24 protein-coding genes are annotated in these 24,573 nt (G+C 60.4%); 15 read left to right on the plus strand and 9 right to left on the minus strand.

What is annotated here, in order from left to right; all coding sequences use genetic code 11:
- Positions 1–187: 187 nt before the first annotated feature.
- Entirely contained in the window at positions 188–577 is a 390-nt protein-coding gene (locus tag CFB10_RS12905; protein WP_003520528.1) for a DoxX family protein, read from the plus strand.
- A 164-nt stretch (positions 578–741) separates the two neighbouring features.
- Positions 742–1,650, plus strand: coding sequence for a DMT family transporter (locus CFB10_RS12910; protein ID WP_026363890.1), 909 nt, complete (start codon positions 742–744; stop codon positions 1,648–1,650).
- 233 nt (positions 1,651–1,883) lie between these two features.
- Here the strand turns inward: CFB10_RS12910 and CFB10_RS12915 are convergent, their stop codons facing one another.
- Positions 1,884–3,356, minus strand: coding sequence for a DEAD/DEAH box helicase (locus CFB10_RS12915; protein WP_020011459.1), 1,473 nt, complete (start codon positions 3,354–3,356; stop codon positions 1,884–1,886).
- A gap of 505 nt (positions 3,357–3,861) precedes the next feature.
- Between CFB10_RS12915 and CFB10_RS12920 the strand changes: the two genes are divergently transcribed.
- The gene (locus tag CFB10_RS12920; RefSeq protein ID WP_020011458.1) at positions 3,862–7,536 is read left to right on the plus strand and encodes a response regulator; all 3,675 of its coding nucleotides are present in this window, start codon (positions 3,862–3,864) and stop codon (positions 7,534–7,536) included.
- 31 nt (positions 7,537–7,567) lie between these two features.
- Here CFB10_RS12920 and mnmD read toward each other — a convergent pair whose 3' ends face one another.
- A complete protein-coding gene (gene mnmD, locus CFB10_RS12925; RefSeq protein WP_020011457.1) occupies positions 7,568–8,311 on the minus strand; it encodes a tRNA (5-methylaminomethyl-2-thiouridine)(34)-methyltransferase MnmD in 744 nt (247 codons plus the stop codon).
- Here mnmD and CFB10_RS12930 point away from each other — a divergent pair.
- The 9 genes from CFB10_RS12930 to CFB10_RS12970 all read left to right on the plus strand — a co-directional run bounded on the left by CFB10_RS12930 (position 8,310) and on the right by CFB10_RS12970 (position 14,258).
- Positions 8,310–9,518: an FAD-binding oxidoreductase gene (locus CFB10_RS12930; protein WP_026363889.1), complete on the plus strand. Its 1,209-nt coding sequence runs from the start codon at positions 8,310–8,312 to the stop codon at positions 9,516–9,518. The two genes, mnmD and CFB10_RS12930, sit on opposite strands and share 2 nt — an antisense overlap.
- 96 nt (positions 9,519–9,614) lie before the next feature.
- Entirely contained in the window at positions 9,615–10,322 is a 708-nt protein-coding gene (locus CFB10_RS12935) for a DUF1045 domain-containing protein (RefSeq protein WP_020011455.1), read from the plus strand.
- A gap of 203 nt (positions 10,323–10,525) precedes the next feature.
- Complete coding sequence (gene puuE / locus CFB10_RS12940; RefSeq protein ID WP_020011453.1) at positions 10,526–11,449, plus strand: allantoinase PuuE; 924 nt, start codon at positions 10,526–10,528, stop codon at positions 11,447–11,449.
- Complete coding sequence (gene uraD / locus CFB10_RS12945) at positions 11,449–11,946, plus strand: 2-oxo-4-hydroxy-4-carboxy-5-ureidoimidazoline decarboxylase (RefSeq protein ID WP_020011452.1); 498 nt, start codon at positions 11,449–11,451, stop codon at positions 11,944–11,946. The genes puuE and uraD overlap by 1 nt, the downstream gene beginning before the upstream one ends.
- A 53-nt stretch (positions 11,947–11,999) precedes the next feature.
- Entirely contained in the window at positions 12,000–12,293 is a 294-nt protein-coding gene (locus CFB10_RS12950; protein ID WP_026363888.1) for a nucleotidyltransferase family protein, read from the plus strand.
- On the plus strand, positions 12,290–12,652 hold the full coding sequence (locus tag CFB10_RS12955; RefSeq protein ID WP_020011450.1) for a DUF86 domain-containing protein: 363 nt from the start codon (positions 12,290–12,292) through the stop codon (positions 12,650–12,652). Before CFB10_RS12950 ends, CFB10_RS12955 begins: the two co-directional genes overlap by 4 nt.
- A 3-nt stretch (positions 12,653–12,655) precedes the next feature.
- The gene (locus CFB10_RS12960) at positions 12,656–13,156 is read left to right on the plus strand and encodes an ureidoglycolate lyase (protein WP_020011449.1); all 501 of its coding nucleotides are present in this window, start codon (positions 12,656–12,658) and stop codon (positions 13,154–13,156) included.
- On the plus strand, positions 13,153–13,509 hold the full coding sequence (gene uraH / locus CFB10_RS12965) for a hydroxyisourate hydrolase (protein ID WP_020011448.1): 357 nt from the start codon (positions 13,153–13,155) through the stop codon (positions 13,507–13,509). Before CFB10_RS12960 ends, uraH begins: the two co-directional genes overlap by 4 nt.
- A gap of 5 nt (positions 13,510–13,514) precedes the next feature.
- Positions 13,515–14,258: a metallophosphoesterase gene (locus CFB10_RS12970; RefSeq protein WP_020011447.1), complete on the plus strand. Its 744-nt coding sequence runs from the start codon at positions 13,515–13,517 to the stop codon at positions 14,256–14,258.
- 3 nt (positions 14,259–14,261) lie between these two features.
- On the opposite strand, the gene CFB10_RS12975 is transcribed toward CFB10_RS12970, so the two are convergent.
- On the minus strand, positions 14,262–15,530 hold the full coding sequence (locus CFB10_RS12975) for a D-alanyl-D-alanine carboxypeptidase (RefSeq protein WP_020011446.1): 1,269 nt from the start codon (positions 15,528–15,530) through the stop codon (positions 14,262–14,264).
- Positions 15,531–15,719: 189 nt separating this feature from the next.
- On the opposite strand from CFB10_RS12975, the gene CFB10_RS12980 reads away from it, so the two are divergent.
- Together CFB10_RS12980 and CFB10_RS12985 are read left to right on the plus strand one after the other, a co-directional pair.
- On the plus strand, positions 15,720–16,304 hold the full coding sequence (locus CFB10_RS12980) for a TetR/AcrR family transcriptional regulator (protein WP_020011445.1): 585 nt from the start codon (positions 15,720–15,722) through the stop codon (positions 16,302–16,304).
- A gap of 8 nt (positions 16,305–16,312) precedes the next feature.
- On the plus strand, positions 16,313–16,645 hold the full coding sequence (locus CFB10_RS12985) for a multidrug efflux SMR transporter (protein ID WP_371258472.1): 333 nt from the start codon (positions 16,313–16,315) through the stop codon (positions 16,643–16,645).
- A 108-nt stretch (positions 16,646–16,753) separates the two neighbouring features.
- On the opposite strand, the gene CFB10_RS12990 is transcribed toward CFB10_RS12985, so the two are convergent.
- The 4 genes from CFB10_RS12990 to puuD form a co-directional block, all read right to left on the minus strand.
- Positions 16,754–17,887, minus strand: a complete 1,134-nt coding sequence (locus CFB10_RS12990) for an alpha-hydroxy acid oxidase (RefSeq protein ID WP_020011443.1) — start codon at positions 17,885–17,887, stop codon at positions 16,754–16,756.
- Positions 17,888–17,966: 79 nt separating this feature from the next.
- Positions 17,967–18,686: a sulfite exporter TauE/SafE family protein gene (locus CFB10_RS12995; RefSeq protein WP_081629638.1), complete on the minus strand. Its 720-nt coding sequence runs from the start codon at positions 18,684–18,686 to the stop codon at positions 17,967–17,969.
- 304 nt (positions 18,687–18,990) lie between these two features.
- A complete protein-coding gene (guaD, locus tag CFB10_RS13000; RefSeq protein ID WP_020011441.1) occupies positions 18,991–20,301 on the minus strand; it encodes a guanine deaminase in 1,311 nt (436 codons plus the stop codon).
- Positions 20,298–21,560, minus strand: a complete 1,263-nt coding sequence (gene puuD, locus CFB10_RS13005) for a urate hydroxylase PuuD (protein ID WP_003510343.1) — start codon at positions 21,558–21,560, stop codon at positions 20,298–20,300. The genes guaD and puuD overlap by 4 nt, the downstream gene beginning before the upstream one ends.
- Positions 21,561–22,066: 506 nt before the next feature.
- Between puuD and CFB10_RS13010 the strand changes: the two genes are divergently transcribed.
- On the plus strand, positions 22,067–22,405 hold the full coding sequence (locus CFB10_RS13010) for a hypothetical protein (protein WP_026363886.1): 339 nt from the start codon (positions 22,067–22,069) through the stop codon (positions 22,403–22,405).
- On the opposite strand, the gene CFB10_RS13015 is transcribed toward CFB10_RS13010, so the two are convergent.
- Both CFB10_RS13015 and xdhC read right to left on the minus strand, forming a co-directional pair.
- A complete protein-coding gene (locus tag CFB10_RS13015) occupies positions 22,381–23,310 on the minus strand; it encodes a LysR substrate-binding domain-containing protein (RefSeq protein ID WP_020011439.1) in 930 nt (309 codons plus the stop codon). The two genes, CFB10_RS13010 and CFB10_RS13015, sit on opposite strands and share 25 nt — an antisense overlap.
- A 238-nt stretch (positions 23,311–23,548) precedes the next feature.
- A complete protein-coding gene (xdhC, locus tag CFB10_RS13020; protein ID WP_026363885.1) occupies positions 23,549–24,403 on the minus strand; it encodes a xanthine dehydrogenase accessory protein XdhC in 855 nt (284 codons plus the stop codon).
- Between the last annotated feature and the right edge of the window lie 170 nt (positions 24,404–24,573).

Here is a 24,573-nt window from a genome sequence, read left to right on the forward strand (position 1 = left end):
GTTGATTTTTCCGGCGGAAGGCCAATTTTATGCTGGAAAATCAACCATGTGTAGAATGGCTCCCTTTGGGTATTTAAGGGAGTTCTGCTATATCGGAAACGTGATTTCCGGTGTTCGAGACGTGTATCCATAAAGGCTTAAATGCGCTGTATCGAGCGCGGCACCACTTCAACGGGGACACATGAACATGGCAACTTTCGACTCTCTCTCTCGCTATCGCCCGCAGGCGCTCGGGGCGCTGCGCATCATGACGGCGCTGCTTTTCATTTCGCATGGAACGCAAAAGCTGTTCGGTTTTCCGGCATCGCAGATGGATGGCTCCCTGCCGACGATGCTGCTGGTGGCGGCGCTTCTGGAACTCGTCGGCGGCATTCTCGTGCTGATCGGCCTGTTCACACGCCCGGTCGCCTTCATCCTGTCCGGCCAGATGGCGGTCGCCTATTTCATGGCGCATGCGCCGAGCAACTTCTTCCCGGCCCTGAACGGTGGTGACGCCGCCATCCTGTTCTGCTTCATCTTCCTCTATCTGTTTGTTGCCGGTCCGGGCGCTTTCTCGGTGGATGAGCGCCGGGCCTGATCTGCCCGACCTGTCATCGATCTCTTTTACTGACGCTCCGCATGGTCACGCCATGCGGAGCTTCTTTTTTTGAAAAGGATTGAAACTTCGGCCGCGGCCGAAGCATAGATGCTTGTTTTCAGGTTAAGGACGCGCAATCCTGAACGCAGTTGGAAAATCGATCCGTGACCTCCCAGAACCCCATTGCCCGCGAATTGCTGTTTCTCGCCCTGCTGTCCACGCTGTGGGCCGCATCCTACACTTTCATCAAGATCGGGGTGGAGACGATGCCGCCGATCACCTTCATCGCACTGCGCACGCTGATTGCCGGGCTGCTGCTCTACGTGGTGATCCGGCTGCGTGGGCTGCGCCTGCCCACGGATTTTGCGACGTGGCGGCTGTTCTTCATTCAGGCCTGCATTAACAGCGTTCTGCCCTTCACGCTGATTGCCTGGGCGGAACAGAGCATCGATGCCGGTCTCGCCGTCATTCTCAATGCGACGACGCCGATCTTCACCTTTCTTCTCACGGCGCTCGTCATCCGGCATGAGCCGGTCAGCGGGCGCAAGCTGTTTGGCACCATCGCTGGCATGACGGGTGTGTGCCTCATCATCGGCGTAGAGGCCTTAAGCGGTGCGGGGGAGGCGATATGGAGCCAGCTCGCCGTGCTGACGGCCGCTTTTTCCTATGCCTGCGCGGCCATTTTCAGTAAAAATTTCAAAGGGCTTGATCCGATCATGCCAGCCGCCGGCTCGCTCATCTGCGGTGCTGTCCTGCTGTTGCCTGTGAGCCTGATTGTCGACCGGCCCTGGACATTGTCGCCTTCGGCGGCGTCAATGACCGCGCTGGTGTGCCTTAGCGTCTTTTCGACCGCGCTCGCCTTCATGATCTATTTCCGGCTGATGCAGACGCTCGGTTCGGTTGGCACCACCTCGCAGGCCTATCTCAGGGTGCCTGTCGGCGTCGCCATCGGCATGGCGTTTCTGGGGGAAATGCCGACGCCTGCCATGTGGGTGGGTCTTGTCTGCGTCATTGCCGGTGTGCTGGCCATGACCCTGCCGTCAAGGCGTCGTCCGGTCGCGCAGGGCGGGTGAGGGCAAAGAAAAGCCCCGCTGGCCGGCTGTGGCTGCGGGGCTTGATTATTGGCGAGTGCGTGCCGCTTGTTTCTTCTCCCCGGCGGGGAGAAGGTCGCGGCAGCGGGATGAGGGGGCAAGGGTGGTGAGATACGGCAACGTTACCCCCTCATCCGACCCTTCGGGCCACCTTCTCCCCGGCGGGGAGAAGAACGCCCGGCAATGCCGGGCGTCCTTAATCCACTACGTGCAACTTAGCGGTTGCGGCCGCGATGGCCGTTGCCGGAAGCGCGCTTTTCCTGGCCGTTGCCGCCAGCAGGGGCGTGGCGGTTGGCGCCGCTGCCGCCGGGCTTGCGGGCCGGGCGGCGTTGCTTGCGCGGGCCGGCCGGGCGGCCTGCATCGCCTTCCGCCTGCTTTACGCGCTTGAAGTCCGAGGTGACTTCCAGATCGTTGTCGGCATCGCGCGGTGCATGGTGGCGGGACGGGCGGGATTCGCCATTGTGACGTCCGCCTTCACGCGGGCCGCGCTGCTGGCCGCCATTATTGTTGCGGCCGCCACGGTTGTTGTTCGGGCGCGTCGGGCTGGCGAGACCGGCCGGACGTTCGCCTGATGCGACCGGAATATCGATCTTCATCAGCTTTTCGATATCGTGCAGCAGGCGGGTTTCGTCCGGTGCGCAAAACGCGATGGCGATGCCGTCGCGGCCGGCGCGGGCGGTACGGCCGATGCGATGGACGTAGGCATCAGGCACTTCCGGCAGGTCATAGTTGAAGACATGCGTCACGGCCGGAATGTCGATGCCGCGGGCAGCGACGTCGGTTGCGACCAGTACCTTGATCTCACCATCCTTGAAGCCCTTCAGCGCCCGCTCGCGCTGGCCCTGGCTCTTGTTGCCGTGGATGGAGGCGACCTTGAAGCCAATATGCTCGAGATGCTTGTAGAGCTTCTCGGCGCCGTGCTTGGTGCGCAGGAAAACGATGGCGCGGCCATCCGGGTTCTCATTGAGCGACTTCTTCAGGAGATCGGTCTTGTCGTTCTTGCCGGCGACGAAATGCACGTACTGCTCGACCTTGTCGGCAGCCTTGCCCGGAGGCGTCACTTCGACCTTGACCGGATCGGTCAGGTAATTATGCGACAGATCGGCGATCGCCTTCGGCATGGTGGCCGAGAACAGCAGCGTCTGGCGCTTGGCCGGGACCATCTTGGAAATCTTGCGCAGGTCGTGGATGAAGCCGAGATCGAGCATCTGGTCCGCTTCGTCAAGCACCAGATAGGTGACCTTGGAGAGCGAGATGGCGTTGCGGGCGATGAGATCAAGCAGGCGGCCGGGTGTCGCCACCAGAATGTCCGTGCCCTTTTCGAGCTGGAGCTGCTGCTTGTTGATCGATGCGCCGCCAACCACCTGGTTGATGCGCAGCGGCGTCTTCTTCACGAAGGAGCGCAGGTTTTCACCGATCTGGTTCACCAGCTCGCGCGTCGGGGCGAGGATGAGCGTGCGGCAGGTGCGGTTTGCCGGGCGGTCCGCCTGCTTCATCAGCATTTCGATGATGGGCAGGCCGAAAGCGGCGGTCTTGCCGGTGCCGGTCTGTGCGAGGCCGATCAGGTCGCGGCCTTCGAGCAGCAGCGGAATGGCCTTTGCCTGAATGGGCGTAGGGGTCGTATAGCCAAGCTGGGTAACGCTGGCCACGATCTTTTCGGAGAGGCCGAGTTCGCTAAAACTGGTCAATATAATGCCTTTCGGGGCGCCAAAACAAACTCATCCGGAGCAGGGCTGCTGTCCGGTGGTCTCGGCGTCAAGAACCCCGCGTGAATTGGGAACTTGTGGGTTGGAATAACTTTCTGCGCATCAGTGCGGCACATGCCGTCTTCTGTATTCTCTGCGCTTTTCCTTCATGCGGGCCAGTTTCCTTATTCTAAGGAAGTTCTCCGGTCATACGCTGCAGCTCACGCGGCTGCCAAAGGTGAAAGCTTGAGGGGCATGTGGGCGTTTTGTGCGCCAAAGTCAAGCGATAGTTTTGTAACACGGCCGCAGGAGGGCGCATGGCAGCCATGCGTCGCAGTGGCCGGCGATTGCCGCGACGGCACAGGCGCAAGCGAAGAATTATGGTTAAAAAAGGGTAACGGCGCCCTTGGATACATAGCAAAGATCGATTTTCTCACATAACGTTTTTGCGACGGCGTCCGGAACTATTTGATTCGACAAGAATGGACTGCAGGGTGTGGAGTATCGATTGACCGAAGGCTGCGGGTTGCTGGAAAAGGCTTGCAGGGCTGTTGCCGCCCTGGACCTGCCCGCGTGCATCAAGGACAGCGAGCTACGCTATGTCGCGGTCAACGCCGCCTATGGCCGGGTCATGGGACGCCCGTCCGGGGCGTTCAAAGGATATACCAGCCTTTCTCTTTCCGCCGATATTCGCGATGCCGAGCGGGAGGACAGGGAGCGCCGCTCGCTGGTCTTCGCCACGGATGAGATGATCGCCTGCCATGGCGCGGCTTCGTCCGGGCCATACACGCTTCGTTGCGAACGTTTCACCGGTGATGACGGCAATCTGTTCCTGTTCGAAGTGTTCGAGGACATGCCGTCCGCCGTCGTGGAGGTTTTTCCGGACGCCGGCAGCGCTTCGGACCTGCTGTTTGGCAGCGGCGTGATCGATCTCGTTGATGCGGGTATCGTGATTTATGACCGCGAAAACCGGCTGGTCTACTGCAACGCCCGGTTCAGGGAGTTCTACGGCGCCCTCGGTGTCGAACTGAAGGCCGGCGTCCCGCTCGAGACGCTGATGAGGGCCATTTATTTTTCGAGCGGCTACCGCGAGGCGAAAGAAGACGATCCGGCGTTCGAAGGGTGGATGCAGGAGCAGTTGCGGGAGTTTTCCCTGCCCTATCTCGAAAGGGTGGAGCAGTTTGCCGATGGCCGCTGGGTGCGTATGGTCAACAAGCGGCTGGAAAACGGCATGCTTGTCGGGCTGCGGGTGGATGTCACCGAGTTCAAGGCGCATGAGACGCTTCTGAGCACGCAGATCCGCGAGACATGGCTTCTGCGCGCCGCACTGGAGCAATTGCCGGTCGGCGTGTTCCTGAGGGACCAGGACAGGCGGCTGACCTTTGCCAATGCGGCCTATGAGAAATATCTGGGCGGCAGCCTCGCCGACCATATCGGCAAGACCGAATGCGAGATTTTTCCGGAGGAAGGCCCGCAGTTCCAGCGGGAAAACGAGCATATTCTGCGAACCGGAGAGGCCGTTGAAAAGACGGGAAGCGTTCCGCTTTCCGATGGCAGGGTCGTTCCCGTCATCACAAGGCTCGGCCGGGTGGCGACGCCTGACGATGAATATTATCTGGTGGGCTCGGTCACCGACGCCAGCCTGTTGCAGGACCGGGAAAAGGCGCTGATTGCGGCGCAGGCCGAGGCTGAGGCGCTGCACCGCCAGCTCGAAGCGGTTCTCCATGCCCTGCCGGTGGGCGTGCTGCTGCTCAGCGCCGATCTTGTCATCGAATATGTCAATCCGTTCTTCTACGAGGTCTGGGGCGAGATCGGCGGCGAGAAGTCGCTTGTCGGCAAAAGTTATCGCGAATTCATGGAGATGAATTTCGACAGCGGCCTTTATGACTATGGCGACAGACCTTTCGATGAGGTCTATGGCGAGCGGGTGCAGCGGCTTCTGCAGGAGGAGGTCTTTGCACCGCGCGAGGTGCGCAGCAAAAGCGGCAAGGTCACCGTCATTTCGAAAACCCGGCTCGAAGGCGGGAAAATCCTCAGCACCTATGCCGATGTCACCGATGTGCGCATGCGCGATGTCGAGATCAGCAAGGCGAAGGCCGAACTGGAGCGGGTCGGCGAATATATGCAGGGCTCCACACGCGCCATGGCGCAGGGGCTGGTGCTGGTCGAGCAGGGCACGATCATCATGTCCAACGAGGCGATGGCGCGCATGTTCGACGTGCCGCCGCATCTCCTGGAAAAGGGCTGCAACTGGTCGGGTTTCTTCGCCCATTGCGCCGGGCGCGGGGATTTCGGCACGGCTGACGAAGCGGCCGGGACGCTTGCCGCCTGGAGGGAGAATATCGCCGCCAACCGGCCGTTTTCCTGGCTCATCCATGTCGCCGGCAAAAGCTGGCTCAATCTGGAAGCCACCAACAGTTCCGGCAATTACTGGCTCATCATCGTTACCGATGTGACCGAGATGAAGCTGCGTGAAGAGGAATTACAGCGGCTGCTGTCACGCGCGGAAGCGGCCGATCGGGCCAAATCGGAATTCCTGGCCAATATGAGCCATGAAATCCGCACGCCGATGAATGGCGTTCTCGGCATGGCGGAGCTTCTGGCCAAGTCCAATCTCGATACGCGGCAGAAGACATTTACCGACATCATCGTCAAGTCAGGCAATGCGCTTCTGACGATCATCAATGATATTCTCGATTTCTCGAAGATCGAGGCCGGGCAGATGAAGCTGCGCAGCGTGCCTTTCGATCCGGCGGAGGCGGTCGAGGATGTGGTGTCGCTGCTGTCCTCGGCGGCGCTGGAAAAGGACATCGAGCTGATCGTCCGGATCGATGCTTCTGTCTTCGGCAAGGTCATCGGCGATGCCGGGCGCTTTCGGCAGATCGTCACCAATATCGTTGGAAACGCCGTCAAGTTCACGGAAATGGGGCATGTGCTGGTCGAGCTTTCGGCGCGTTCGGCGGAAGCGTCCGAGGCCATTCTGTCATTGCGCGTCGAAGACAGCGGCATCGGCATTCCGGCCGACAAGCTCGAAACCATCTTTGACAAGTTCAGCCAGGTCGATGGCTCCGCGACGCGCCGGCACGAGGGAACGGGGCTGGGGCTGGCGATCACGGTCGGCCTCGTCGGTCTGTTCGACGGCGCGATCAATGTCGTCAGCGACGTCGGCAAGGGATCGGCCTTCGAGGTCAATATTCCGTTTCAGGTGACCGAGAGACAGCGCGACCTCTCGCTTCTTTCCGTGGCGATCGACGATATCCGTGTGCTCGTCATTGACGACAACGATGTCAATCGCCGTATATTGACGGAGCAGCTGAGAAGCTGGGGCGTAGACGGCCATGCGGTGGAAGACGGGCCTTCCGGCATCGCCGTGCTGCAGGAGGCGGCATCACTCGGCTTTTCCCTCGACGCCATCATCCTCGATTATCATATGCCCGTCATGAACGGGCTGGATGTGGTGGAGCGCATCCGCGCGGATGCGCGCTTTGACGACATCGCCATTGTTTTCCTGACCTCCATGGATGTCGTTGGTGACGAGACGCTCTTTACCGATCTCAACGTGCAGGCGCATCTGATGAAGCCGGCGCGGGCGCGGCTCCTGCGCTCCACCCTGTTCGATGTGGTGCGGGATGTGCGGCTGAAGCGCGCCCGGCAGGCTCCGTCCCCGCGTGAGGCAGGCCGCGGTGAGGACGCCATCCGGCCGGAAAACGGCGCCGTCGAGAGGAAACAGCGGGCTGATATATCAACGGCGGCGCCGGCGCGGCATCGGCCCAGCCTTGTCGATGTGCTGGTGGCCGAGGACAATGATGTCAACCAGATTGTTTTCACCCAGATATTGCAGCAGGCGGGTCTGCGTTTTCTGATCGTCGGTAATGGCAAGAAAGCCGTACAGGCGTGGCAGGAGAAAAATCCCGCCATCATCCTGATGGATGTCTCGATGCCGGTCATGAACGGGCATCAGGCGACGCAGGCCATCCGCGCGGCAGAACAGACCGCGGCTGACGGCAGGCATGTGCCGATCATCGGCGTTACCGCCCATACGCAGGAGGCGGATCGGGAACTATGCCTTGAGGCGGGCATGGATGATTATCTGTCGAAGCCCATCAGCCCGGAAACGCTTGAAGACAAGATCGCGCAATGGCTGGGCGAAAAAATGCCGCGCCGCGACGCGCCGGGCGTCTGACTTTCCAACTGGAACATGCTTCTGCCTGGCGTCAGCCCAAGGGTTTGGTGCCGCAGAGCATTTCCCGCTTCCCGGCAAATCCTTTCCGGCGCTCCAGCTCAAAACCGGCGGCGATGAGGTTGCGGCGAACGAAGCCGGCGGCGGCATAGGTGGCGAATGTGCCTCCCGGCGTCGTCTTTGCGAAAAGCGCCTGCATGATCTCCAGCGACCACATGTCCGGATTGCGCGCGGGTGCGAAGCCATCGAGAAACCAGGCGTCGAAACTTTCCGCGCTTGCGGAAATGCCGGCGAGCGCCTCGCCGCAAACCACCGTCAGCTGCGTTTCGTCATCGAGCTGGATTTCGACCCGTCCTTTCGGCTCGGCAGGCCAGAGCGCGGTGAGCGCCTTGCGTTCGGCATCCACTTCCGGCCATCGGGAAAGCGCCCGGTCGATTTCCTCCGCCTTCATCGGATAGAGTTCGAAGGAGATGAAATGCAGACTGGAGCGGCCATTGCGCATCTCTTTCCATTGGCGCCATGTCTCGCAGAGGTTAAGCCCGGTGCCGAAGCCCAGTTCGCCGATGCGAAAGGTGCCCTCCCGTTCGAGCCAACGCTCTGGCAGGCCGTTTCCGGAGAGGAAGACATGGCCGCATTCCAGCCGGCCATCCGTCTGGCAATAAAAATGGTCGTCAAAGGCCAGTGAATAGGGCATATCCCCGTCACGCCAGTCGAGCGCGGTGGGGGCTTCCCCAGTCTCTGGGCCAGCATCTGTGATAGTGTCGTTGGAATGTTTCATGGCTAAAGCCGATAATCCCGCTTTCGAACAGGGTCAATCTCCAAGATTGCCGGCTTCCGTGCCGCTTCTCATCGTCGGCGGCGGCATCATGGGGCTATGGGCCGCCGTCAAGGCGGAGCGGCTCGGGATCGAGACATTGCTGGTGGAGGCGGATCGCCCCGGCGGCGGCGCCAGCGGCGGGCTGCTGGGCGCGTTGATGCCGCATATGCCGGACCGCTGGTCGGACAAGAAGCAGTTCCAGTTTGATGCCCTCGTTGCGCTGGAAAAGGAGATCGCCGGGCTGGAGGCGGAGACCGGGCTTTCCGCGGGCTACCGCCGCTCAGGCCGGATCATTCCGCTGCCGAAGCCGCATCTGCGCGCCATTGCCGAGCGACACGAACGGGATGCGCTGGAGAACTGGGTGTCGGGTGAGCGCCGGTTCCATTGGCATGTCGGCGACAGCCCTTCGGTCGCGGGTTGGGTGGATGATGCGGCGGGTGAGGCGGGTTTCGTGTTCGATACGCTGGCGGCGCGGGTCTCGCCGCGTGCGATGATCGCCCTTCTTTCGGCTTTTCTTGGCAAGACGCGGCATGTGCGGCTGGCGCAGGCTTGCCGCGTCCTTTCGCTTGACGCTGAAGCCGGGCGGGCGGTGCTGTCGTCGGGCGACGAAGTTTCTTTCGGCCATGTCATTGTTGCCAGCGGCCATGGGTCCTTTCCCCTGATCCGCGATGCTCTCGGTCTGGAGGCGGGCGTTACACTCGGGCAGGCGGTGAAGGGGCAGGCGGCGCTTCTTGAGGCGGCGGTCGACCCGGCGATGCCGGTCGTGTTCCTGAACGGTCTTTATATCGTGCCGCATGAAGACGGCACCGTTGCGATCGGCAGTACCAGCGAAGATTGTTTTTCCGATCCCTTAAGTACCGATGAAAAGCTCGAAAAACTGCTTGCCGACGCGTCTGCCGTTGTTCCCTCGCTTACCGGCGCGCCGGTGCTGGAACGCTGGGCCGGGCTGCGGCCGAAGGCGGTGGGGAGGGACCCGATGGTGGGCGCGATCCCCGGCCATCCGAGGATCGTTGCGCTGACCGGCGGCTTCAAGGTCAGCTTCGGTCTTGCACATTTTCTTGCCGATGCGGCGTTGCAGACCGTGTGTGGTCACACGCCTGTCATCCCCTCGGGCTTTCACCTTCAACAACACGTGAGTATTGCCGTCGCGGACTTTAGAAAGTTCTGATCAGGCCGCCCACGTCGTTAATCTGTCACGCAAATCACTTATCTGCTGGCCTGCAAAGAGGCCGGTTTGTCCGCATTTGCGGCGAGGTGACAGCGCATGCGATACGCCATTCATTTCACGCCTTCCCCCAATGACCCCCTGACGCAGGCGGCCGCCGCGTGGTTGGGGCGCGATGTCTATTCCGGTCAGGCGGTGGAGCCGCCCGGCACGATCGACCTCGGCATGCAGGAGATTTCCTACCATACGGCCCTGCCGCGCCGGTATGGTTTCCATGGCACGATCAAGGCTCCCTTCCGCCTTGCCGAAGGCCATTCCGAAGCAGCGCTTTTGCGGGACCTGATGTATTTTTCCGGCAGGCAGGATCCTTTCATGTTGCCACAACTGGTGGTGGCAAGGCACGATAATGTCTTCAGTCTTGTTCCCGAGCGTCCCTGCGAAGTGCTGCATTTTTTTGCCGCCCGCGTGGTGCAGGAATTCGACCGCTACCGTGCGCCGCTTTCCGAGGCGGAAATCGAGCGGGCGGATCCCGACCGGCTTTCGGCCTCTCAGCTCACCAATCTGCATCGCTGGGGCAGCCCGCATGTGATGGACGAGTTCCGGTTCCAGATGTCGCTGACGGGCGGTGTGGAAGCTTCCAGCACCCAGAGGATCGAGCGGGCAGTGCGCAAGGTTTTCGAGCCGTTGCTGACCCGGTCCTTGCAGTTCTCCAGCCTTGCGCTTTTCATCGAGGATGAGCCGGGCGCGCCTTTCCGCGTCCATTCGCTTCACCCCATGGGCCGCGTTTCCGCCCGGAAGATTGCTTGAATACCACGCTGCCGCAATCGTATACAAAAAAGCATCGGAATGTCGGCAAGATTGATCTCGACATTCCGGATGCGGATGCTACCGTTCGGATATCGCATATCTGAAGCGTGTGTTGTGCTCCCTCGGTGTCATCGCGCTTCAGAGGTCTGTTTTATGTCTCCCTGATCGGTTTCCGCTTTGGGAGAGATGGTCTGGGTGGCTGAATGATTTCCGAAAATTACTCCCGCAATCTGGTGGGCTACGGTCGCAATGTTCCCGATCCGAAATGGCCGGGCGGCGCGCGCATCGCCGTGCAGTTCGTCATCAATTACGAGGAGGGCGGCGAGAGCTGCATTCTCGACAATGACAAGGCGTCGGAATCGCTGCTGTCGGAAATCGTCGGTGCGCAGCCCTGGCCCGGCCAGCGCAACCTGAACATGGAATCGATTTACGAATATGGCTCGCGCGCCGGCTTCTGGCGGCTGTGGCGCATGTTCACCGGTCTCGGCGTCACCACCACCGTTTATGGCGTGACGGCCGCCATGGCCCGCAACCCCGAAGCCGTTGCGGCGATGAAGGAAGCGGGATGGGAAATCGCCAGCCACGGTTACCGTTGGCTGGAATACAAGGATTTTTCCGAAGAGGAGGAGCGCAAGCACATAGTCGAAGCCGTGCGTCTGCACACGGAGGTTACCGGCGAGCGTCCCTACGGCATGTATCAGGGCAAGCCTTCCGACAATACGCTGCGTCTTGTCATGGAAGAGGGCGGTTTCCTCTATTCGTCGGACTCCTATGCCGACGATCTGCCCTATTGGGTGAAGGGCGCGAAGGATGAGCCTTTCCTGATCATTCCCTATACGCTTGAAACCAACGATATGCGTTTCGCCACGCCGCAGGGGTTCAATTCCGGCGACCAGTTCTTCACCTATCTGAAGGATGCTTTCGATGTGCTTTATCAGGAAGGTGTCGAGGGCGCGCCGAAGATGATGAGCGTCGGCCTGCATTGCCGCCTTGTCGGCCGTCCCGGCCGCGCGGCAGCACTTCGCCGTTTCATCGAATATGTGCTCGGCCATGAGAAAGTGTGGATCCCGCAGCGCATCGAGATCGCCCGTCACTGGCATGAGCATCACAAGCCGGAGGCGCTCTGATGGTGACGCGTGAGGACTTTGTTGCCCGCTTCGGCGGCGTGTTCGAACATTCGCCCTTCATCGCAGAACGGGCCTATGATGCCGGCGGAGCGGGCCTGGAACTGACGGCGAAGGCGGTTCACGCTGCGCTTAGCGGGCAGTTTCGCGTCACTTCCGAGGCGGAAAGGCTCGGCGTGTTGCGGGCGCATCCCGATCTTGCCGGCAAGCTGGCGATCGCGGGCGAGTTGACAGCCGACAGCCGCAACGAACAGGCCGGTGCGGGGCTGGACCGTCTTACCCCGGAAGAACACGCCCGTTTTACCGAATTGAACAGCGCCTATACCGAAAAATTCGGCTTTCCCTTCATCATCGCGGTCAAGGGGCTGAACAGGCACGATATTCTCTCGGCATTCGAGACACGTGTCGGCAACGGCGCGGCCGAAGAATTTGAGACTGCGACGGCGCAGGTGGAAAAGATCGCCTGGCTGCGTCTTTCCGCGATGCTGCCGGAAGGCTGAATTGGCGAGTTGGGGTCGTTCTGTTAGGATCGCGCTGACTGGAGATGGAGATCATGAGACCTTCCGAGGTGCTGGAAAAGAACAGGGAAGCGATCCGCGAAGCGACGAAGCGCTTCAACGCGGCAAACCCGCGCGTGTTCGGCTCCGTCGCCCGCGGTGAGGACCGGCCAGACAGCGATCTCGATATTCTGGTGGATGCATTGCCGGGTGCCACCTTGTTCGATCTGGGGGGCCTGTTGGAAGAGCTATCAGCCATCATGCGCGGCACAGGAATTCATCTATTGACGCCGGGGGACTTTCCCGAGCGCGTCCGTGTGAAGGTTCTACAGGAAGCGAAGCCTGTATGAGCGCCGAGCGACTGCATGTTTATCTTCAGGACATCAGACAGATTGCTTCGGAAACCATCGACTTCGTTCGATTGAAGACAAAGGACGAATTTCTGGCTGACCTGGTCCGTCAACGGGCGGTGGCGATGAACCTTCTGATTATCGGCGAAACGACGGCGCGGATAATGGAAGAGTTTCCGGCTTTCGTGGCGGATTTTCCGGATATCCCGTGGGTCAAGATGCGCGGCATGCAGAACAGGATCGCGCACGGATATCTGAGCATCAATCTGGAAACCGTTTGGGATACGACACAGACGGCTATACCGGATCTTCAGGACAGACTCTTACTTCTGCAAAACTGGCATGCCCAAGGTGAATGACATTTGACCGATTTTCTCGACATAAAACCCCTCACCAAAGAGGCATTCGCATCCTTCGGCGATGTGATCGAAATCACGCCTTCCTCCATGCGGCACATCAATGGCGGCCAGACCGAACGGCATCATGCGCTTGCCGCACCCGAGGCGGCGGGCGAGGGCGCACGCATCATCCTCAACATCTTCCGGGGGCAGCCGCGGGTGTTCCCGCATAACATCGAGATGATGGAGCGGCATCCGCTCGGCAGCCAGAGTTTTTCGCCGCTGTCCAGCAGGCCTTTCCTCGTCGTCGTTGCGGAAGATGACGGAGGCCGTCCGGCGCGGCCGCAGGTATTTCTGGCGCGCGGGGACCAGGGTGTGAATTACCGCCGCAATGTCTGGCATTATCCGCTGATGCCGTTGCAGGCGGTCTCTGATTTTCTTGTTGCCGACCGCGAGGGACCGGGCAACAATCTGGAAGAGTATTTTTTCGATGAGCCCTATATGATCGCGGAGCCCAGTCTATGACCGGTTTGACAACCCATGTGCTTGATGCCGCCCATGGCACACCCGCCGAAGGGCTGGTGATCGAGCTTTACCGGCTCTCCGGTGATCGCCGCGAGAAGCTGAAGACGGTGAAGACCAATAACGACGGCCGTGTTGATGGCGGGCCGCTGCTTGCCGGCGACAGTTTCAAGGCCGGCGAATATGAACTGGTTTTCCATGCCGGCGATTATCTGCGCGGCAAGGGCGTTGTGCTGCCGGAACCGGCCTTTCTCGACATTGTCCCAATCCGTTTCGGCATTGCTGATGAGAGCGGCCATTACCATGTGCCGCTTTTGCTTTCGCCCTATAGCTATTCCACCTATCGAGGAAGCTGATCGCCATGATCTTTGCCGCCATTGCCGATATTCACGGAAACTGCGCCGCCCTCGAAGCCGTGCTGGAGGATATCGCCAGGCTCGGCATCAAGGACATCGTCAATCTCGGTGATTGTTTCAGCGGTCCGCTGGAAGCGGGATTTACCGGCGATGTGCTTGTTGGCAACTGGATACCCAGCATTCGCGGCAATCATGACCGCGAGCTGATCGAGCGCGCGCCGGAGGAGATGGGGAGCTGGGAAAGGCCAGCGCACGCGCAGCTGAGCGCAGCCCATCTGGACTGGCTGCAAACGCTGCCGTTCAGCATGGTGTTCAAGGACGTCGCCTATTGCTGCCACGGCTCACCGCGCGGCGATCTGGAATATTGGCTCGAGACGCTGTCGCCGGAAGGCGTTCTGAAACTGCGGCCGCTCGCCGAAATCGAAGCCATGGCTGAAGGCATCACCCAGCCGCTGATGCTGTGCGGCCACACGCATATTCCCCGTACCGTGCAGCTTTCCGATGGTCGGCTGATCGTCAATCCCGGCAGCGTCGGTTGCCCCGGCTGGAAAGACGACACGCCTTTCGATCATCACGTCGAGGTGGGTCACCCGCTCGCCACCTATGCCGTGCTGGAAGAGACCGGGCGCGGTTGGCAGGTCTATTTCCGGAATATCCGTTACGACAACCTGGCGATGTCCGAAATGGCGCGGGTCAACGGTATTCCCTATCTGGCCGATGCGCTGGAGAACGGCTGGCTGAAGCGCTAGGGATCACCCCTCGCTGGTCATCACCACGCAGGCATAGGATTGCGCCTTCAGTTCCTTGCACGCGGATACGGCCGAAGACTGGTCTTCGAAGCCGGTGAAGCGGGCGCGGTAGAGCGTCGCCGATCCGCTCTGCACGGCTTCGGTATAGGGAGCGATCCCAGCATAGCTGCCAATGTTGGAACGGGCATTGGCGAGCAGCGAGCGCGCGGCGGCTTCGCTGTCGGTTGCGGCAATCTGCACTTCCCAGCGGCTTCTTTGGCCCGTGGGCTGGCCAATGGCGGCGGCAGGGGCGGGTTTCGGAATGGCGGAGACCTGGATCATGTCGGCCATCTGGTTGTTGGCCGTGGCGATCTGCATGGCGACCGGGTCGGAACGGCGTTCGGCAAACATGGGGAGCGGCACGGCTGCGGGCGGCACATCGAAGGTGCGGCTGACACTGGCGCTGGCGACGAGCTGCTCGGTGTTGCGGCTTCTCGATGCCTGCGGCACGGCCTTGTCGAGAAGGGCGGCCATCTGCGCATCGCGGCTGCGCGCGGTCTTGCCGCCCAGCACGACGCCGACGACGCGGCGGCCATTGTGATTGATGGCGCTGACGAGGTTGAAACCTGATGCGTTGGTATAACCGGTCTTGATGCCGTCCATGCCCTGATAACGATACATCAGATTGTTATGGCCGCGGATGCGCTTGCCCCGGAAACTGAAGGATTCCATGGCGAAGAGGCCGTATTCCCTGGGAAAGTCGCGCTGCAGTGCAAGGCCGAGTTTCGCCATGTCGCGCGCGGTCGTCACCTGCGATTTGCTGGGCAGGCCGGAGGCGTTGCGGAACACCGTCTTCGTCATGCCGAGCTGGCGGGCCTTGCGGGTCATCATTTCGGCGAACCGCGTCTCGGAGCCGCCGAGGTGATCGCCCATGCCTTCGGCCATGTCATTGGCGGATTTGACGATCATGCCGTAGACGGCTTCGCGCACGGTGAAGGTCTGGCCCTGCCGCACATAGAGCTTCGAGGGGATAACGGCTGCGCCATTCTTGGACATCGTTATCTTCTGGTCCCAGCGAAGCCGGCCGGCGTGCAACGCCTCAAAGGTCAGGTAAAGCGTCATCATCTTAGTGAGTGAGGCGGGGTGATTGAGCACATCGGCATTGCGGGCGGCCAGCACCTTGCCGGTATTGGCATCCATGATGAAGTGGGCGTAACCGGCCTGCGCAGGCGATGCCTGCAATGAGAGGATCGCGCAAAAGAAGGTGAGTGCGAAGACCCATGCACCCGCCATTCCCCGTTTGACCGTTCCCGACATAATCCACCCCTTTTGTTCGATCGCCGCAATGAGCGAAGTTTTACTGACACTTTCCGGCAACAAAACCGCTAAAACTTTAGAGATCGCTTTCATGCTTAATTAAGTATGAAATTCAACCCGATGGGTGCCCTCACAATTTTCTTGAAAAGAAACCAACCATACGGTATGTTTATCGCCATGACAAATGCACATGAACGCAAAAAGCAGCCTGAGATCGTGCGCCGCAATCTTCTCGATTGCGCGGCGAAACTTGCTGCTGACCAAGGTGTTGCGGCGCTTTCCGTGCAGGCGGTGGCGGACGCGGCGGGGGTGACGAAGGGTGGGCTGTTTCACCATTTCGCCTCCAAGCAGGCGTTGCTGGAAGCTGTCATGGCGGACCTTCTTTCGGCGCTGGATGCGGAAATCGACGTGCTCATCTCACAGGATCGTGAAGCCCATGGATGCTTCACCCGGGCCTATGTGAACGCGGTTTTTGCCGATCGCGACCGGGAATCGGGCAGGCAGTGGGCTGCGTTATCGGTATCGATGGTCGGTGAACCGTCGCTTCGGCGCATGTGGGCCAGCTGGTACGAAGGACGTCTCATCCGTCACAAGGAAACGGATGAGGGGGTGATATTGGAGCTCGTGAGGCTTGCAGCTGACGGCATCTGGTTTGCCGATCTTCTGGCCGATGACGGCAGGGCAGGTGGCGACAGGGCGGCTCTCAAGGCCCGGATGATCGCCCAGACGAAGAAGGAAATGGAACGATGAACGCGGCAATCTTCACCTATGGGGCGCTCGTCGCGGCCATTGTCTGCGAGGTCATCGCCACCTCTTTCCTGCAGCAGTCGCAGCAATTCACCCGGTTGCTGCCGACAGTGCTGATGGCGCTGTTTTACGGTGCGGCCTTTTATCTCCTGTCATTCACGCTGCGGGCGATGCCGGTTGGTGTGGCCTATGCGATCTGGAGCGGGCTCGGCATCGTGCTGATTTCCGGCATCGGGTATTTTGTTTTCCGCCAGACGCTGGACCTCGCGGCTGTCATCGGCCTCGGTTTCATCGTGACCGGCGTGGTGATCGTGAATGTGTTTTCGAAGACGGTGGGGCATTGACGGCATTCCTCCACCCTCATTCCTGTGCTTGTCACAAGGATGAGGGTGGAGGGATGAGGGAGGCGGCTTAGGGTAGGACTTTCTGACGCGCCCGGCTTTGAGGCATCATCAAGCCAGAATGCTGCGGTCCACATCCGTAATCAGCCGCTTGCCGCAAAGCGCCATGCTGACATCCATTTCCTTGCGGATGATCTCGAGAGCGGTGGTCACGCCCTGTTTGCCATCGGCACCGAGGCCATAAAGGAACGGGCGGCCGATATAGGTGCCCCTGGCGCCGAGCGCGACCGCTTTCAGCACATCCTGGCCGGAGCGGATGCCGCCATCCATATGCACCTCGACCCTGTCGCCGACGGCGTCGACGATCTTCGGCAGCATCGCGATGGAGGAATGCGCGCCGTCGAGCTGGCGGCCGCCATGGTTGGAGACGATGATGGCGTCCGCGCCGGTATCGACAGAGGCGCGCGCATCTTCCTCGTCAAGGATGCCCTTGAGGATCAGCTTGCCGCCCCAGCGCTGCTTGATCCATTCGACATCTTTCCACGACAGGCGCGGATCGAATTGCTCGGCAGTCCAGGAGGAGAGCGAGGAGAGGTCGGAGACATTCCTGGCGTGGCCGACGATATTGCCGAAGCTGCGGCGCTTGGTGCGAGCCATGTCCATGCACCATTTCGGCCGGGTCGCCATCTGCCAGATATGTTTCGGGGTGAATTTCGGCGGTGCGGAGAGGCCGTTGCGCAAATCCTTGTGGCGCTGGCCGAGAATTTGCAGGTCGAGCGTCAGCACCAGTGCCGAGCAGCCGGCGGCCTTGGCGCGGTCGATCAGATTATTGACGAAGTCCCGGTCCTTCATCACGTAAAGCTGGAACCAGAAGGGTTTCGAGGTGACGGAAGCGACATCCTCGATGGAGCAGATGCTCATGGTGGAGAGCGTGAAGGGCACGCCGAATTCCTCCGCCGCTTGTGCGGCCAGCATTTCGCCATCGGCATGCTGCATGCCCGTGAGGCCGGTGGGGGAGAGGGCTACCGGCATCGAAACCTTCTCGCCGACCATTTCGGTCGCCAGCGACCGGTCAGTCATATCCACCAGCACGCGCTGGCGCAGCTTTATCTTCGAAAAATCCTCCTCATTGGCGCGGTAGGTGCCTTCCGTCCACGCGCCGCTATCGGCGTAATCGAAAAACATTTTTGGCACACGGCGCTGAGCCTGTTGCTTCAGGTCCGCTATGGTCAGGATTTTGCCCATGGATAAAGCCTTCACATTTGAATGATGGCTTCACATAACATGAATGGGATGGCTGCAACATCAAAATCGACGGGGTTGATCACCAGAAAGCCCGCAAAAACAGTTCGGCCCCCAATAAAAGCAGGCAGATGAGGAACCAGCGCCGGAATGTCGCAGGGCTGACGATGTTGCGGATCTTCTGGCCGAGCCACATGCCGAGAAGCGCCGGCAGGATGGCGAGCGCGGACAGTGACAGATGCTCGACGTGGAAGGCGCCTTGCGAGGCGAGGCCTGCGGCGAGTGCCACGGTGGAAACGGTGAAGGAAAGGCCGAGCGCCTGCACGAGATCGTCGCGGGCAAAACCGAGCGACTGGATATAGGGCACTGCGGGAACGACGAAAATCCCGGTTCCGCCGGTCAACAGGCCGGTCGCCAGCCCAATGGTGGGGGAGAGCTTCGGTTCCAGTCTCGCAGGAATGGCGAAGGGCTTTGCGAAAAGGCTGTAGGCCGCATAAGCCGCAAGGCACAGGCCGAGCGCCGAGGTGGTCCAGATGCCGGCGCCTGCCGTCATCAGCCGGACGCTGAGAAGCGTGCCGGCGGCGATGGCGATCATCATCGGCCAGAGCCGCGCCACGATAGCCCTGAAATCCGGGCCGGCCAGCAATTGCCAGATATTGGTGATGAAGGAAGGGAGGATGAGAAGCCCTGCGGCAACAACCGGCGGCATGAAGAGGCCAAGCACGCCCATGGCGACGGTGGGCAGCCCCATGCCGGTGACACCCTTGACGATGCCTGCGACGGTGAAGGTGGCAAAAACCATCAGCATGGTGGTTGTGTCTAAATCCGGCACGGGCGCACTCCAGAGGTCATTCGCATTTTGGCCGGGGGTGCCAGCCAGACATAGAAAGCGAGCGGGTGCGGCACGGTTTCTTCTCCCCGCTGGGGAGAAGGTGGCCCGAAGGGTCGGATGAGGGGGCGACGTCGGCGATAAATCGAGAGCTTGCCCCCTCATCCCGCTGCCGCGGACTTCTCCCCGCCGGGGAGAAGAAACACGCGGCACCCGCTCGATTTGACAGGCCACTGATACATGAGGGCCATGAGCGAATGTTTCGGCCCCAGCCGAACTATGCCAGCACGCTCTTCATCGCCTTGCCGGCCACATAGGTCTCAACCACCGTGCGGTCGTCGCCCATGGTCAGCATCAGGAACAGTTCTTCCGTCAGGCTTTTCACCACTTCCATCTTCAGCGCCATGGCGGGGGTGGAGGAGGCGTTGAGCACGGTGATGTCGGCGTCCGTGCCGGCGTCGAGCGTGCCGATGCGGTCGACCATGGAGAGAGCTTCGGCATTGCCGCGCGTCATCAGATACCAGCTTTCCAGCGGGTTCAGGCGCTCGCCCAGCAATTGCTGGACCTTGTAGGCCTCATCCATGGTGCGCAGCATCGAATAGCTCGATCCACCGCCGATATCGGTCGCAACCGCGATCCGCACCGGCTTTTCGCGACGTTGCAGCTTCTTCATCGGGAACAGGCCGGAGCCGATAAAGAGGTTCGATGTGGGGCAATGCACCGCCACGGCGCCGGTTTCCGACAGCACATCCGCCTCGCGTTCCGAGAGGTGAATGGCATGGCCGAGCAGGGTCTTGTTGCCCATCAGGCCATAGCGCACATAGATGTCGGTATAGTCGGTCGCTTCGGGGTAAAGCTCGCAAGTGTATTTGATCTCGTCCAGATTTTCCGAGAGATGCGTCTGGATGAAGAGATCGGGAAATTCCTGCGCCAGAGCCTGTGCGGCTTCCATCTGCTTCGGGGTGGAGGTGATGGCGAAGCGCGGCGTGATGGCGACGTGGTTACGGCCCTTGCCGTGCCAGTCGGCGATGACCTGACGCGTCTCGTCATAGGAGGTTTCCGGCGTGTCCAGCAGACCCTGCGGAGCGTTGCGGTCCATCATCACCTTGCCGCCCACCATCAGCATGTTGCGCTTCATGGCCTCAGTGAAGAAGGCGTCGGCGGAGGTCTTGTGCACGGAGCAATAGGCGGCGGCGGTGGTGGTGCCGTGGCGCAGAAGCTCATCGTAAAAATGCGTGGCGATGCGCTGGGCATGTGCGGTTTCGACGAAGCGGCACTCTTCCGGGAAAGTATAGGTATTCAGCCATTCAAGGAGATTGGCGGCATAGGAGCCGATGACCTGCATCTGCGGGAAATGCAGGTGCATGTCGATCAGGCCGGGCACGAGGAGATGCGGCCGGTGATCCTTTTCCTCGATGTCATCGGGCGCTTGGCTGCGAATATCGGCGTAGTCGCCGATGGCGGCGATGTTGCCGTTTTCGAGAAGCAGGCCGCCATCTTCGATATAGAGATAGCTTTGCGTATCGTCGATCGAGAGCGGCGCGCGGCGGAAGCTCAGCAGGCGGCCACGCAGCAGAACCATGCTCATTCAGTCTTTCCTTCGGCTTTTCCTGTCCCGGACACCGCGCTTTCATACCAGGCGGTCAGCACCTTGCGCTCATCCGGGGTGATGGCGGTGATGTTGCCGGGAGGCATGGCATGGCTGCGCCCGGCTTGCAAATAGATTTCACGCGCGTGGGCGGCGATCTGTTCGTCGGTTTCGAGCTTCACGGATTTGGGTGTGAAGGGCACGCCTTCCCACACCGGCTCGGCCGCATGGCACATGGAACAGCGGCCCTGAACCACATCACGCGCCTTGGCGAAATGGGCGTCGCTGACGAATTGCTGCTGCATGGGGGAGAGGGTGGCGGCCTTCTGTTCCTCCTCGCCGGTCAGCACCTTCGGCACGGTGGAAAGCCACATGATGACGATGAAGATGAGCGCGGTCAGCAGCCAGGTCCATGTCGGCTTGCCCTTGCGGGCATGGGTGGTGTTGAACCAGTGGCGGATGGTGACGCCCATCAGGAAGACGAGTGCGGCGATGATCCAGTTGAACTGCGTGGCAAAAGCCAGCGGATAATGGTTCGACAGCATGAAGAAGATGACGGGCAGCGTCAGGTAGTTGTTGTGCAGCGAGCGCTGTTTGGCGATGCGGCCATATTTCGGGTCCGGCGTGCGCCCGGCGATCAGGTCCGCAACCACGATCTTCTGGTTGGGAATGATGATGAAAAACACGTTCGCCGACATGATGGTGGCGGTAAATGCGCCGAGATGCAGGAAGGCGGCGCGGCCGGTGAAAACCTGAGTATAACCCCACGCCATCGCCACCAGCGCGACATAGAGCACGATCATCAGGCCCCAGGTATTGTTGCCGAGCGGCGATTTGCAGAGGAAATCGTAAAACAGCCAGCCGATGGCAAGCGATGCCAGCGACAGACAGATGGCCTGGAACTGGGTGAGCGCCAGCACCGAATGATCGATCAGGAAGAGATCCGCGCCGCCATAATAAACGATGCACAGCATGGCGAAGCCGGAAAGCCAGGTGACGTAGCTTTCCCATTTGAACCATGTCAGGTGCTCGGGCATCTGGGCGGGGGCGACCAGATATTTCTGGATGTGATAGAAACCGCCGCCATGTACCTGCCATTCCTCGCCATAGGCCCCCGGCGGCAGATGCGGCCGTTTGACCAGCCCGAGATCGAGCGCGATGAAATAAAAGGATGAGCCGATCCAGGCGATGGCGGTGATGACGTGGAGCCAGCGGACGGCAAAAGCCATCCATTCCCACGCAATGGCGTATTCGTACATGCGGTTCCCCTGATCCTTGTGCAGCGCACCTTGCGAGAAATTTGACCGTTAGGAAAGTGAAAAGCAAAGGCTGGAACGTGATTGCTCACAATCCGATGCCTTTGTGTCCGCAATCTCGTTTCAGTTCGCCCATGCAGGCAGGGTGAGCCCGGTAAAGTTGCAGCCGCTCATTCCTGCCGCATAGTTTGTGCTTAGCTGGCTAACGCGACTCAGCTATTATCCTTTGTGCAGTCTGCCGATGTGCTAAAATATAAGGCTGCGGAGCCCTCGGGCGCGCTTCGTCGGAAATCTATTCCGGTTTTACGGCGATGCGCAGGGCTTCAATGACATGTTTCGCTGGCGGTTCTTCCGAAAGCGGGCGCTGCGAACCCTGGGCGGGGCAGATCAGGGGGCAGGTATCGCAGTTCCCGGTGCCGTTGTGTCCGGGTGGGTGTTGATGTGAAATTTGAATAAAGGGACGCAATGATCTTCCGGCGGCCGCCGTTGTTTCAACGGAGACCATGCCGATGCGCCTTGTTCTGACGGTCCTGTTCCTGCTTTTGGCGCTCAGCGCCACTGCGCTTGCCCATGAATCCCACAAGGGGTTCAAATATGAAAGCTACTGCTGCAATGGTGACGCCGAGACCGGCGACTGCCAGATGATTCCCACGCGAAGTGTTCGTGTGACGCCTGACGGTTACGAGGTCTCGCTCGCACCCGGCGATCACCGCATGGTCACGCGACGCCACGTTTTCAGCTGGTCGCAGCGCGAGGCAAGACGATCAGAAGATGGCGAATATCACCTCTGCCTGTTTCCGGATGAAGATACGCCGCGCTGTTTTTATGCGCCGGATATGGGATTTTGATGTGGTTTCTGCGGGCGGCATTCTTCGGTCCGCTTCAGTATCCAGTCGCGAAACAGCCTTATCTTGCGAATGTTCCTACGGTTTTCAGGGTAGACCAGCCAATAGTTCTTTCCTTCGCTGCTGAGGTGCTCGAAGGGTTGATAAAGGCGGCCGAGCGCAATCTCATCGGCATAGAGTTCAGGGGTGAGCATGGCCACGCCCTGGCTGGCGATTGCCGCGGCGGCTTCGAAGGCCTGCACATTGAGGCGGCTGCGCGGATAACGGTCGAGGCCCGGATTTTCGACGCCCACTTCCTGAAACCACTGGCTCCACCAGATATCGCCGGGATCGATGATGCGCAGGCGCAGCAGGTCTTCCGGTTTGTGCAATCCGCCGATGCTTTCGGCAAGGCTCGGATGCAGCATCGGCGTATAAACGCCGCGCAGCAGTTGATGGTAGATCAGCCCTTTGCCGTTATCTTTGCTCCAGCGAATGGCGACATCGCAGTCTGACTGGGAAAAATCGATCAATGTGCTTGATGTGTCGAGCCGCACGGCGATTGATGGGTGTTCCAGCTGGAAGGCGCCCAGATGCCGCGAAAGCCAGCGCGACGCAAAAGTCGCGGTGGAATGGATTGTCAGGGTCGTGTCGGAGGTGTCGCGCACATTATCGACAGCCTCCCGCAACGTGTTGAAAGCTTCCGCAACCTTCGGCGCCAGTTTCTGCCCGGCCTCGGTCAGCACAACCTGCCGCGCCTTTCTGATGAAGAGCGGCTCGCCAACATTCTCCTCCAGCAGTTTCACCTGATAGCTGACCGCCGTCTGCGTCATGCCCAGTTCCTCACCGGCCTTGGTGAAGCTCAGATGCCTTGCTGCGGCTTCGAACACGCGCAGGGCGTTCAGGGGGAACTGGCGGGACATTTTCATGGATAAGTTCTCTTTATGTCAACGGCCAAAGGTTTCATTGGTTTTTATCCGAAAAACAGAGCATTTTTAGCCCAATTCATCAACTGAGCTTCTGACATTTTTTAAATGGAGACGAACATGCGCACAGCAATCTTGCGCGCGTGGTCCCGCCTGCGTGCGGGTCTGCGAACTGCGGAACGGTTTACCCTTGAAAGCCTTGCACCGGACAATCTGGCGGATGAAAGCCTGCCCGACGGGCTCAGGCGTGATCTTGGCCTTGAGGATGGCCGCGTTGATTTTCGTTGCGACGGGTTTCGGCAGCGGAAAATGCTTGCAGCAACTCGGCTGCCACAAGGGCCGCTATGATGGCGGGACGCTTGTCCCTGACGCTGCTGCCGCCGATGGGCAGGACGAGTTTTTTAAGGTGGGAAGGGGGCTCTCCCTCCCGCTCCAGCCAATGGGCGAAGGTGGCGCGTTTGGTCTTGGAGCCGATCATGCCGACATAGGCGAGATCGTCGCGGACAAGCGCTTCCTTCGCAATGAGGAAATCAAGCGCGTGATCATGGGTGACGATGATGGCCGCCCCGTTTACCGGGATTTTCGCAACGAGCGCCTCCGGCATGGGGGTCAGCACGGATGTGACGTTCACTGGAAGATCGTGCAGCTCGTTTTCACGGGTTTCCACAACAGTCAGGGTCAAGGGCAGGAGCGACAGGGCCTCAGCCAGCGCCTTGCCGACATGGCCCGCGCCGAAAATGAAGATGGCGGGCTGTTGCTCGGCTTCGCCCTTTAGTCTTGTCTCAAGCGCTGCCGCGATTTCCGCCGTTACCAGCCGGAACCTGAGCAGGGTGCGCCCACCGCAGCATTGGCCGATTTCCGGGCCGAGCGGAATATCCATGCGGTCTTCGGCGGCGCCGCTCCTCAACATCGCGCGGGCGTGGTCTATGGCCATATATTCGAACTGCCCGCCGCCGATGGTTTCCCACAGCGCCTCCTGGCTTACCAGCATGAAGGTTCCGGCCTCGCGTGGGGACGAGCCTTTGACGGCCTCGATTTCCACGAGGATCGCTGGGGCAGGGCGGGTGAGGAAAGCGGACAGGGAGGTGTCAGGCATTGGCGCTGGCCCCCTCATCCGGCGCTTTGCGCCACCTTCTCCCCGGCGGGGAGAAGAAATGCGCCGCACCGTCGAGGCAATTCAAAAGGGTTGCGGTCGTAGCATGGAGCTTACCGGAAGTTTCTTCTCCCCGCCGGGGAGAAGGTGGCGCAAAGCGCCGGATGAGGGGG

The sequence above is a fragment of the Agrobacterium sp. 719_389 genome, assembly GCF_900188475.1.
Taxonomy (GTDB): domain Bacteria; phylum Pseudomonadota; class Alphaproteobacteria; order Rhizobiales; family Rhizobiaceae; genus Agrobacterium; species Agrobacterium radiobacter.